At 69.9% G+C, this 12163-nt stretch carries 5 protein-coding genes and 1 pseudogene; all 6 read left to right on the forward strand.

The annotated features are described in order from the left end of the window. Position 1 precedes the first annotated feature (1 nt). On the forward strand, positions 2-2734 hold the full coding sequence (locus AB0K82_RS03255; RefSeq protein WP_364392121.1) for a right-handed parallel beta-helix repeat-containing protein: 2733 nt from the start codon (positions 2-4) through the stop codon (positions 2732-2734). A gap of 13 nt (positions 2735-2747) precedes the next feature. Continuing rightward, positions 2748-3377, forward strand: a complete 630-nt coding sequence (locus tag AB0K82_RS03260; RefSeq protein ID WP_364392123.1) for a hypothetical protein — start codon at positions 2748-2750, stop codon at positions 3375-3377. 123 nt (positions 3378-3500) lie between these two features. Next, complete coding sequence (locus tag AB0K82_RS03265; protein WP_364392125.1) at positions 3501-4847, forward strand: WXG100 family type VII secretion target; 1347 nt, start codon at positions 3501-3503, stop codon at positions 4845-4847. 98 nt (positions 4848-4945) lie between these two features. After that, entirely contained in the window at positions 4946-5452 is a 507-nt protein-coding gene (locus AB0K82_RS03270; protein ID WP_364392126.1) for a hypothetical protein, read from the forward strand. A gap of 80 nt (positions 5453-5532) precedes the next feature. Next, positions 5533-9648 carry a type VII secretion protein EccCa gene (gene eccCa, locus AB0K82_RS03275; RefSeq protein WP_364392128.1) on the forward strand — a complete coding sequence of 1372 codons (4116 nt, stop codon included), beginning with the start codon at positions 5533-5535 and terminating at the stop codon, positions 9646-9648. Further along, positions 9645-12163: pseudogene (locus tag AB0K82_RS03280) on the forward strand (hypothetical protein); the annotation flags it as partial. The gene eccCa and the pseudogene AB0K82_RS03280, both read left to right, overlap by 4 nt.

Below are 12163 nucleotides of genomic sequence, written 5' to 3' on the forward strand. Positions count from 1 at the left end.
CGTGCTGACGAAGAAGTCCTCGTGGGAACGGGTCGGATCGGGCTGGGGCGCGCACAGCACGATCGGCGCCGCCGTGCGCGCGGCCGCCGAGGGCTCGACCGTCTCAGTCCAGCCCGGGACGTACCGGGAGAGCGTCGTCCTGGACCGGGACGTCACGCTCGTGGCGGAGAAGGGGCCCGGCACCGTGCGGATCGTCGCCGCCCGCGGCCCCGCCGTCACCGTGCACGGCGGTAAGCCCGTCCTCCGCGACCTGACCGTGGAGGGCACCGCGCCGGCCGAGGCGGCGATCCTCGTACGCGGCGGAGCGCCGGCCGCGCAGGGCTGTGAGATCACCGGCGGCCGGGTCGAGGTCACCGGCGACGCCATGGTCACGCTGAAGGGCTGCTCCATCACCGGCGCCGACGCGGTGGCCGTACGCCTGACCGGCACGAGCCGTACGGTGCTGGAGGACTGTTCGGTGCTGTCCGCCGACGGCGACGGCATCGCCGCGGACGACGACGCGCGGGTCGAGTGCACCGGAGCGCTCATCGACGGCGCGGGCGTACGCGGCGTCCACCTGACCGGCACCGCGCACGGCCGGTTCACCCGATGCGAGGTGCGCAACACCCGCGCCGCCGCCGTCCACGCCGAAGGCCGGTCCGCGCTCGTGCTGAACGAGTGCCGCCTGTACGACACGGGCGCGCAGGGCGTACGGCTGAGCGGCACGGCGGGGCGGCGCGCGGCCGCACGCGGCGACGCGGAGCTGCGGAGGGACGCGGCGTCGGCCCAGGAGCCACGGACCTCCAGCTCGCACGCGATCCTCCTCGACCGGTGCGAGATCTTCCGTACGGCGGGGACCGGCGTGCTCGCCGAGGACGAGGCGGCGGCGGTCCTGGACAAGTGCCACATCCACGACACGAAGCGAGCGGCGATCTTCGCGTCCGGCGCCGGGACGCTGGAGCTGGAGGGCGTACGGGTCGTCGACGTCGCGGACAGCGGTCTCGCGGTCGCCGGTGACGCCACGGTCCGCGCCCGGGGCGCCACGTTCGCCCGTACCGCCGCGAACGGCCTGTACGCCACCGGCCAGGCGCAGGTGACGTTCACCGACTGCGAGATCTCCGACAGCGCGTACACCGCGGTCCACCTGGGCGGCGGAGCGCGCGCGACGCTGACCGAGTGCCGGGTCAAGGACACCCCCGAGTACGGGATCCGCGTGTGCGAGCAGGCCGAGCTGACCGCGGAGGACACCCGCGTCCAGGACGCCGGAATGACGGGCGTCTTCGTGGACGGCGGCGACGCGTCCCTTCGCGACTGCCGCGTCGAGCGCGCCCAGACCGGGATCAGCCTGCGCACGACCCACCGGCCGCTGGTGGCCGACTGCGAGATCTCCGCCGTCGCCGAGGTCGGCCTGGAGGTCGGCCCCGGCAGCGGCGCCGTCATCGACGGCCTGCGCGTCCAGCGCACCCGCTCGACCGGCGTCTTCCTCGACGCCGGCGCCACCGCCCGGATCGACGACTGCACGATGACCGACGTCGAGGGCAGCGGTCTGTACGTCGGAAAGGGCACCCGGCCGCGCGTGCGGGGGCTGACCGTCGAACGGGTCGCCCGCAACGGCGTCTTCCTGGCCGAAGAGGCCGCCGGGGTCTTCGAGGACTGCCGGATCTCCGACGCCGGATTCCCCGCGATCTACGTCGAGGCGGCCGCCACCCCGGTGCTGCGCCGGTGCTTCGTGACCGGCGGCGACCACGACCTCGTCGTCTGCGAGGGCGCCGAGCCGGTCATCGAGGACTGCCGCTCGGACGGCGTACGCGAGGCGACGCTGCCGCAGGGCGGCGCCCCCACCGCGGCCCTCGGCGCGGTGGTGTCCGTACGCACGCCCGGCGCAGGCGGGACCACCGCCGCCGGCGCGGACGAGGACGCGGCGGTGAGTCCCGAGGAACGCCTCGCCGAACTGCGCGCCGAGCTGGACCGGCTGGTCGGCCTGGACGGCGTCAAGCGCGACGTCGTCGGCCTCACCAAACTGATGCAGATGGTGAAGGTCCGCAAGGAGGCGGGGCTTCCCCCGCCGCCGCTCAGCCGTCACCTCGTCTTCGCCGGCAACCCCGGCACCGGCAAGACGACCGTCGCCCGGCTGTACGGCGGGTTCCTGCACGCGCTCGGCCTGCTCCAGCGCGGCCATCTCGTCGAGGCCGACCGCGGCGCCCTGGTCGGCGAGTACGTCGGACACACCGCGCCCAAGACGCAGGCGGTCTTCCGCCGGGCGCTCGGCGGTGTGCTGTTCATCGACGAGGCGTACTCCCTCGTACCGCACGCCCAGCCGAACGACTTCGGGCAGGAGGCGATCTCCACCCTGGTGAAGCTGATGGAGGACCACCGCGACGACATCGTGGTGATCGTCGCCGGTTATCCCGGGGAGATGCGGCGCTTCCTCGCGTCCAACGCCGGTCTGGGCTCGCGTTTCAGCCGCACGCTCACGTTCGAGGACTACCGGCCCGACGAACTCGTACGGATCGTGGAGTACCACGCCGACACCCACCAGTACGCCTGCACTCCGGAGACCGTCGACGCGCTGCACCGCTTCTTCGAGGAACTGCCCAGGGGGGAGCAGTTCGGCAACGGGCGGACCGCGCGGCAGGTGTTCCAGCTGATGACCGAGCGGCAGGCGCAGCGAATCGCCGACGACCTGGACGCGGCCGCCGCCGGCGATCTGACGACGCTTCTACCGGCGGATCTGCCGCCGGTAGAAGCGGTGTGAGCAAGGAGGGCACATGACCGACCCGATCAAATCGAAGTACGACGAGAACCCCTACGACCCGGACGCGCCGAGCCAGGACAGCGACTACAAGCCGGGTAGGGGAGATCAGGCCTCCCCGGACCTCAAGGTCGCCTGGGCCGCCCACCCGTCCTTCAACGTGAACCCGAAGGACATCGATGAGGACTCGGGCGGCTCTCCCGGCGGGGATGCGTCGGGGGGTGACGCGGGGGATTTCAAGGTCGGCTATGAGGCGCTCGGCACTCAGGTCAACGAGATGCTGGACAGGGCTCGCAAACTGGTCGACCAATACGAAAAACTGCGATCGAAGGTCCAGTCTACCGAAGGAAGCATTTTCGGGCAGAACTCAACGGTAAAGCACGATGGAATGAACTTCAATTACTCTGACGGAACATGGGGCGGAACCGGGGAGGACTGGACTTCGCCGTCGGATTTCGCTGAGCCGGCGAAACAGTACGCGGACCAGATGAATCCCATCCAGCACGCGACGCTCCACCAGGTCGGCGGATCACTCGAACTCGTCGGCGAGTACATCGCCCTCGTGAACCACTCGGGTCAGGTCTACGCCGCCGCCGATCGGCATTCGGCGTTCCCCCCGCCGCCGCCGAACAAGGTCACCGGCTGACGCGTCGACGCACGGACTGGTCTTCGGTACGAGAGAACGGACAGCGAACTGATGTCGGGACAGGCGACCGCCGACGGCGGACAGATCTCAGACGACGGGACGACGTACGTCTCGCCCTCCGGCGTGGTCGAACACGGCATCACGGATCCGACGACCGGTCGGTTCCTGGTGAACGGTGAGGTCCGTACCGTCGACGGTCGGCAGGTCTACGGCAGCGTCCAGAACGGTGTCTTCTTCTCGGAGGACGGGTCGATCGAGGTCCGGGCCGATGGCACGGTCGAGCACGGGCGTCTCGATGATCAGGGGCGGTTTCATTCGCAGCGTACGGTCGATGGTCAGGTGCTTTATGGCTCTGACACGACCGATGGTGGCTGGATCTCCGACGACGGGAAGATCGCCCTCGACAAGGACGGTGTCGTTCAGCATGGGCTGACCGATCCGGGCACCAAGCAGTTCCTGCCGAACGGTGAGGTGCGCACCGTCGATGGCCGGCAGGTCTACGGCAGCGTCCAGGACGGTGTGTTCTATTCGGAGGACGGGTCGCTGGCGGTCCGGTCCGATGGCACGGTCGAGCACGGGCATGTCGACGATCGGGGACAGTTTCATTCGCAGCGTACGGTCGATGGTCAGGTGCTTTATGGCTCTGACACGACCGATGGCGGGTGGATCTCCGACGACGGGAAGATCGCCCTCGACAAGGACGGGAAGGTCGAGCACGGCATCAGCACGCCGGACGGCCAATTCGTGGCGGGCGGCACGACGCACACCCTGCCCGACGGCACCACCGTGTACGGCCTGCAGATGGGTGGCGACTTCTACTCCGCGGACGGCAGCACCATCGCGCTGTCGGACGGCACCGTGCTCCACGGCTCCACCGACACGAGCACCGGCATCTTCACGCCGAACAACGGCGACGGCGTCTACGTCGTATCCAATGATGGGATCGTCCACGGAAGTTATGACCCGAAGGACGGCTCGATCGCGCTTTCCGACGGCTCGCGCTATATGACGCCTCAGGCGTGGCGTGTCGACCTGCCGGAGCTGTTGAACGCCATCGCCACCATAAAACGGGAGAAGGACAACATCTCCACCACGCTCGATCTGATCGATTCGAAGATACGGCCGGAGAAACTGTCCGCCTTCTGGCGTGGTCCCGCCAAGAATACCTTCGACCCCGTCCGCGACTGGTACAAGGACGCCTCGTCCGACCTGATGGACATCCTCGACGAGATGATCGACCGGATGCAGAAGTCCTACGACAACTACTACCAGGCCGAATCCCAGAACCTGCAGAACATGACTCCCAGCGGGCGCCAGAGCCAGAAGGTGGTGCCTTCGGTGGCGGCGGGCTCTGGTTCGCCGGGGTCCTCGGGCGGTGACGCGGGGGCGGCGATGGCGCGGCATCGGGTTGAGGCGGCGATGGCGCGTCATCAGGTGGAGTACGCGAAGCCTCATTCGCAGGGCTCGTGATGACGAAGACGAGGCCGAATGCGGTCGGGAACTGTGGTTCGACCGTACCAACACGATCTCACCACTGAATTGCGGATCTGAAGGAGGATGTACCGGAGATGGCTATTTCCCCGTCGCAGGCCGCTGAGGTGGCTTATATCCTAACGAGTCCAACTCACACTGACTATGATCACGCCGAAGAGACGTATGTCTCTCCGTCGGGACTGCACGACACGGCGCAGCAGCTCCACGATCTGGCCAACGCTGTCGCGGACTACGTCGGACGGATCAGCGACACGCTCAAGTCGCTGAACTTGAACTGGCAGGGCGAAACCCAGAAGGAAGCGGACGACTTCAGCAGCCGATGGACCGCGGTCATGGGTGAGGTGTTCGGCAGCGAGGACAGGCCGGAGGACGGCGTACTGAACGCCATGGCCCAGGGAATCGCCACGGCCGTCAACAATTACAACAAGGCCGAGTTCGGGATCATCAGCGCCTGGTCGAAGTTCGCCGGCAGCCTCCCGACCGATGGTCAGGGCGGATCCAGCAAGCCTTCGGACGACATTCCCCCGGACGTGATGGACACGAACAAGACCGCCATCACGGCCGACTACCCGAACAACTGATCGCGATCGCCGAAACGGCGGCGGACAGGCCGCGTCCCCGTCCGCCGCCGCGACGATCTCACCTTGAGGCAGCACAACCGATGAGCAGGATCGCTTTCCACCGTCCCGCCCGGGTGGCACCGCCGCCCGTGCCGGAGGACAAGGTCGCCGTCGCGGCGCCGCCGCAGTCGCCCCAGCCGGCCGGTATGTCGACCATGCTCTCGCTGCTGCTGCCGTTGCTGACCAGCATCAGCATGGCCGCGTATCTCATCTCGACCGGCCGGCAGTGGATGATCATGCTGGGCATCCTGTTCGTCATCACGTCGGCGGGCCTGAGCATCGCCATGCGGATGCAGATGCGCGGTAGGACCCGCCAGGCCAAGCAGCACCAGCGCGAGCGTTACCTGGACTACCTGGCGGGGATCCGCCGGCAGGCGCGGGAGGTGGCTCAGGTGCAGCGGTTCGCCGCGGCCTGGGTGTACCCGAGTCCGGAGCGGCTGTGGGCGATCGCGATCCGGCGGCGCCGCGTCTGGGAGCGGCGACCGGAGGATTCCGACTTTCTCCACCTGCGCATCGGCACGGGGGAAGGGCCGCTGGCCATCACCCTCACGACCACCAGGCGATCCGATCCGACGGTGGAGTACGACCCCCGCTCTCTGCACGCCGCCGAGGAACTGGTGCAGTCCCACGCCACGGTCGACCGGCAGCCGGCGTGGGTCGACGTCGGGCGGGCCGGTGTGGTGAGCCTGCTGGGTCCGGCGGCGGAGACCGAGGCGGCGGCCACCGCGCTGCTGTGTCAACTCGCCACGCTCCACGCACCGGACGACGTGCAGGTGGCGGTCGTCACCTCCGGCGACGCACGGTGGGAGTGGGTCAAGTGGCTTCCGCACACCCATGAACCGGACACGCGGGAGCGCGGAGTCGAGGTCGTCCCGCTGGTCGCAGAGGACCTGGTCGGCTTGGCGGACTACCTCGAGGGCGAACTCGACCGGGCCATGGCGGCCCGCGCGGAGCGCGGAACGCGGCTGGTGTCCATGGCCACCCAGGAAGGGCCGCGGCGGCGGCTCGTCGTCGTGTTGACCGACTACGATCCGCGCGCGCCCTGGAGCCGGTCATCCCTCGCCCAGCGTCTGATCGCGGAGGCGGGCCCGAACCTGGGCATCACGGTGGTGTGCCTGGTCACGGCCGAGGAACACGAGCCGGGGCGGGTGGACGTACGGGTCCGTCTCGACGCACGGGGCCACCTCAGACTGGAGGGCGCGAACGCCGGGCTGTACAGCAGCGTGCGGGACGCGGCCGTGGACCGGGTCGCGCCCGTGCTACGGTCCCGGATCGCCCGTTCGCTCGCGCCGCTGCGGCTCACGGGCGAGCAGGAGCAGGTTCTCTCCCAGTCCGTGTCGCTGCCGGGCATGCTCGGCATCGACGTCACGTCGCTGGACCCGACGGCGGCCTGGCGCGCACCCGACGATGAAGAACTCTTGCGGATCCCGGTCGGCGTGACCGCCAGCGGGGACGCGCTCGTCCTGGATCTGAAGGAGTCGGCGCAGGGCGGTATCGGGCCGCATGGGCTGGTGGTGGGTGCGACCGGTTCGGGCAAGAGCGAGCTGCTGCGGACGCTGGTCACCGGCTTGTCGCTGACTCATTCGCCGGAGCACCTGGGTTTCGTGCTGGTGGATTTCAAGGGCGGTGCGACGTTCGCGGGCCTGACGAGGTTGCCGCATGTGGCGGGTCTCATCACGAACCTGGCCGACGACCTGTCCCTGGTCGAGCGCGTACGGGTCGCGCTGATGGGTGAGCAGCAGCGGCGGCAGCGGCTGCTGCGGCAGGCGGGCAACATCGACTCGATCCGTGACTATCAGCTCAAACAGGCGGCCGGCGGTACGGACGTGGACGGGGTGCCGCTGCCGCCGCTGCCGTACCTCGTGATCATCGTCGATGAGTTCGGTGAGCTGCTGTCGCAGCGGTCGGACTTCATCGACCTGTTCGTGCAGATCGGCCGGGTCGGCCGGTCCTTGGGCATGCACCTGCTGCTGGCCACCCAGCGGCTGGAGGAGGGCCGGCTGCGCGGCCTGGAGTCCCACCTGTCCTACCGCATCGCCCTGCGCACCTTCAGCGCGGCCGAGAGCCGTACGGTGATCGGCACGGCGGACGCCTACAAACTGCCGCCCATCCCCGGCTCCGCCTACCTGAAGGTCGACGAGTCGATCTACGAACGGTTCCGGGTCGCGCACGTCTCCCGGCTCTATGAGGACCCCGCCGCGGAGAAGGACCGCAGGCAGCCGATCGCACCGGTCCCGTTCGGGCTGCGTACGCCGCCCGGTCCGGAGGACACGGCGCTCGAGCCCGCGGTCACCCCCGTCCCTGGATCCGGGACGACCGAGCTGCAGGTCGTCGTCGAACAACTCGCGGCGAGCAGCGCGCCGACGCACCAGGTGTGGCTCCCGCCGCTGCCGGCGCACTTCCCGCTCGACGCGCTGCTCGCCCCGCTCACCCGGATGCCCGGACGCGGTCTGCAGAGTGCGGCGTGGTCGATGGGCGGGGAGCTGAAGTTCCCCGTCGCGGTCGCGGACCTGCCCGCCCGGCAGGAGCAGCGTCCCGTCGTGCTGGACCTGGCCGGAATCCACGGGCACCTGGCCCTGGTCGGCGCGCCGCAGAGCGGCAAGAGCATGTTCCTGCGCACGGCGCTGATCAGCGCGATGCTCACCCACACCCCTGATGAGCTGCAGTTCTACTGCATCGACCACGGCGGCGGCGCGCTGCACGCCCTGCAAGGCGCCCCGCATGTGTCCGGGGTGGCCGGGCGGCGGGACACCGAACGGGTCCAGCGCGTGCTGGCCGAGGTGAACCGCCTGATCGCGGTACGGGAGCGGATGTTCCAGGACCTGGGCATCCAGTCGGCCGCCGACTTCCGGCGGCGGCGCGACAACGGCGAGCTGCCGCCGGGGGTGCGCGCCGCCGACATCGTCCTCGTCATCGACAACTGGGGTGCGCTGCATGCGGAGTGGGAAGACGCGAGCGCGATCGCTGTCGACATCGCCACGCGCGGTCTGGGCGTCGGGGTGCACCTGATGCTGACCGCCAACCGCTGGGCCGAGATCCGCCTGGCGCTGCGCGACAGCATCGGCGGCCGTCTCGAACTCCGGATGAACGACCCGGCTGAATCGGAGATCAACCGTCAGGAGGCCCGGCGGCTGGGCCGGGTGCCGGCCGGTCGTGGCCTGATGCCGCCCGGGCTCTCCTTCCACGTGGCCCTTCCCCGGCTCGACGGCGGCGACGGTCTCGACGACCTCGCCGAGGCCCAGCGGAACCTCCTGGCCGCGATCACCACCGCCGCGGAGGTACCGGCGGCACCGCCGCTGAAGGTGCTGCCGGAGCGGCTCACCGTCACCGAACTCGACGCGATCGCCGCCGCCGGCCGTACCACGAACCCCTGGGAGGGGGACGGGGCCGGGCTGTCCGACAGCGAGGTGCCCATCGGCCTGGCGCAGACGGATCTGCACCCGGTGGGCCTGGATCTCACCCACGGCCAGCCGCACTTCCTCCTCTTCGGCGACTCCGGCGCGGGCAAGACCTCGTTCCTGCGCGCCTGGATGCGGGGGATGGCCCGCCGTTACTCCCCGTGGGACATCCGCTTCATCGTCCTCGACTACCGCCGCAGCCTCCTGGACGTCGTGCCCGAGCCGTACGTCGGCGCGTACGCCGCCAACCCGGACCTGGCCGCCGCATTCGTCAAGCAGGTGGCCGACAAGCTGAAGGAACGGATGCCGCCGGCCGGTCTGACCGCGAGCCGGCTCCGTGACCGTGACTGGTGGGAGGGGCCGGAGTTCTACCTGATCGCCGACGACTACGACCTGGTGGCGAACGGCCCGGACCGCGGCCCGCTCGCGCCGCTCTCCGGCTTCGTCACCCAGGGCGAGGAACTCGGCTTCCACGTCATGCTCGCCCGCCGCGTCGGTGGAGCCGCACGGTCCCTGATGTCCGATCCGCTGCTGGGACGGCTGCGCGAGTTCGGCACGGACGGGCTGATCCTGTCCGGTGACCCGCGCGAAGGGGCCCTGCTGGGGGACCATCGCGCCGCGCAGCGCGTCCCCGGGCGGGGCGTGCTGGTCCGCAGAAGGCAGGAACCGATTCTGATCCATACCGCGATCGACGAGGAGACCGAGCCGCTGACGTACGAGCCCCGGCCGGCCGAGTCCGCGGAGCAGGTGCGGTCATGAGCGACGGCCACGGGCTCGCCAGCTGGACCGACTATGTCGGTGACCTGGATGTGAACGCGATCTACGATCTGGGCAATCAGTGGATCGAAATGGGCGACAGCCTGTACGCCGAGCAGCTGAACTTCACCGACGAGATCGGTGCCCTGGCGTGGAAGGGCGACGCCTTCACCAAGGCCCAGGACGTCTGGGTCAACCAGATGTCGGTCATGCTGAGCGACGCGGCCGACGCGGCGTGGAAGACCGGCGAGGCCATCAACGCCTACGCCGACAACATCAAAAAAGAAGCCGAGAAGATGGCCAAGGACGACAACACGGCGTTCTTCGCTCAGATCTTCGGCTTCGTTCTCACCATCGTCGCGCTGCCCGTGGGGGCCGCGCTGGGGGCTGCCGCCAGCGTTCTGACCCGCGTTCTCTCCAGCCTCGTGAGCGTCTTGACCCAGATCGCCGAGAGGCTGGGGCCCGTGGCGACGACGGCACTCGAATTCACCGCAGGCGCGGCCGCCGGAGCCGCCGCCTCGTTCGTTTTCGACATGGCCGACCTGGGCCTGGCCTCCGCTGCCGCGCACAACGACTTCACGATCAACGGGACGAGCGAGGGGATCAACATCGGGCTGGGCGCCGCTCTCGGCGGAATCCTGGCCACCAATTTCGGCCGCCTCTCCAACCCGGGTTTCAGGGGTGGTGCCGGGCATCTGTCGGGGACTCCTCCGATGCCCAAGCCCGGCCCCCATGGCACCGCTCCGAGCAACCCCAGCAGCGCGGGGAACCCCCATGCGAACAACTCCAGGATCCCGGAATCGGTCACGCCGCATGACGTGAGCCTGAATGCCGGAGACGCGAGAGGAAACGCCCCCGCTGGAGGCGGCAGCATCGCCGACAGTCACCCCACGCCGACCACGAGCACGCCGGAGACCGCGTCCGCGGGCGAAAGACTCACCTCCAGCGGCCCGCACTCGGGCGCGGAGGCACGTCCGACGTCCCATCCGCCGGCCGTGGCCGGCCCGCACGGCGCCCCGGCCACCGCTCCGCCGCGTCCGGGTGAAGTGCTCGGCGGGCATTCGCAGGTCGCCGAGAGCGCGCCGCCTCCGGCGCCGGGTGCGCCGCGTCCGGGCAGGCCGGTGGACGTGCGGCCGCAGGGCCCGACAGGCTCTTCGGGCGGCCCGGCCAAGCCGGGCCCGACCGCGAACGGTGAGGGGTCGGTCGCGCAGCCCAAGGGGGCGGGGAACGGGTACGGCGACCCGACTGCCGCGCCGAGCGACACGGGGCGCGATGGCACCGTGCCGCCGAGCAACCTGGAGAAGGAGCCTGCGTCGCCGACGACGTCGGGGTCGGCCAGACCACCTACGGCGGGTGATGTCCGGCCGTCCGGTGGAGAATCCGGGCATCAGGAGATTCCCCCGGCGAGCGCTCACAGTGGTCCTTCCGGTCTGCGGTCGGGACCGGCGGAGTCTCCCGAGACACCGATCACGAGTGCCCCGACGGCCGGTCACGATCAGTCGGCTCCGGCCCTGAACGGTGGGCGGGACAACCTCACTCCCGCCGGTCGAGGGAGCGAGCACCAAGACGCTCCGACCACCTCGGGCCCCACCTCCACACATCCGGGCGGTCAGGCGCCGAAGACGGGCGGCGTCCAGGATTCGACCGGTTCGCCGGGGTCCCCCAATGAATCGGCGGTCGTGCACAGGCCGGAGCCGCAGGCAGCACCGACGCCTCCGCCGTCCAATCCCGGGCATGCGATGCCGGGCGCGGAGGCGCCCCGGACCGGCGCTCCGGGTGAAGGCGGCGCGTCTCCTTCGGTGAGTCGCCCGGCGGCTCAGCGGCCCGGTGATTCTTCGCCGGGTGAGATTCCGTCGTCGAAGGTGTCGTCGGGTGCGACCTCGATGCCTTCGGGCGGCCAGGCGCCGAAGACAGGTGGCGAGCAGGGTTCGATCGGTTCTCATGGTCCTGGCGACGAGCCGGGTTCGAGCGCGCAGGTCGCACCTCCGCCGTCCGGTTCCGGGCATGGGGTACCCGGCGGGGAGACGCCGTCGCGGAACGTTGCTCCGGGTGAAGGCGGTGCGTCTCCTTCGGTGAGTCGCCCGGCGGCTCAGCGGCCCGGTGATTCTTCGCCGGGCGAGGCTCCGCCGTCGAATGCGTCGTCGGGTCGTCAGGACCAACCGAATCCGGCGCCTGGTGGTCAGCGGGGTAAGGACGGCGTCGGTAGAGACGGGCAGGGCACGCCGCCGGAATCGTTGAAGCCGTCGACGTCAGGTGACGGTGGGCCGTCCAGTGACCGGTCCGGGCACCGGAACGGTACGGCGTCGACGCCTCCCGAGCAGATGCCGAAGGAGTCGGGATCTCATGGGGACGGTCACACGTCCTCGGGGCCGGTGGCCTCGTCTCCGGGCGGTCGGGCACCGAAGTTCGAAAGCGGGTCGGGTGGTGAGGCGCCGGGTTCTGGGGTCGGTGGTCGTGCTGAGAAGAAGGCGTTGAATTTTGGTCTGTCTTCTTCTGAGGCGAGGGAGTGGGGGGAGAG

Source organism: Actinoallomurus sp. NPDC052274 (assembly GCF_040679475.1).
GTDB classification, from domain to species: Bacteria; Actinomycetota; Actinomycetes; order Streptosporangiales; family Streptosporangiaceae; genus Actinoallomurus; species Actinoallomurus liliacearum.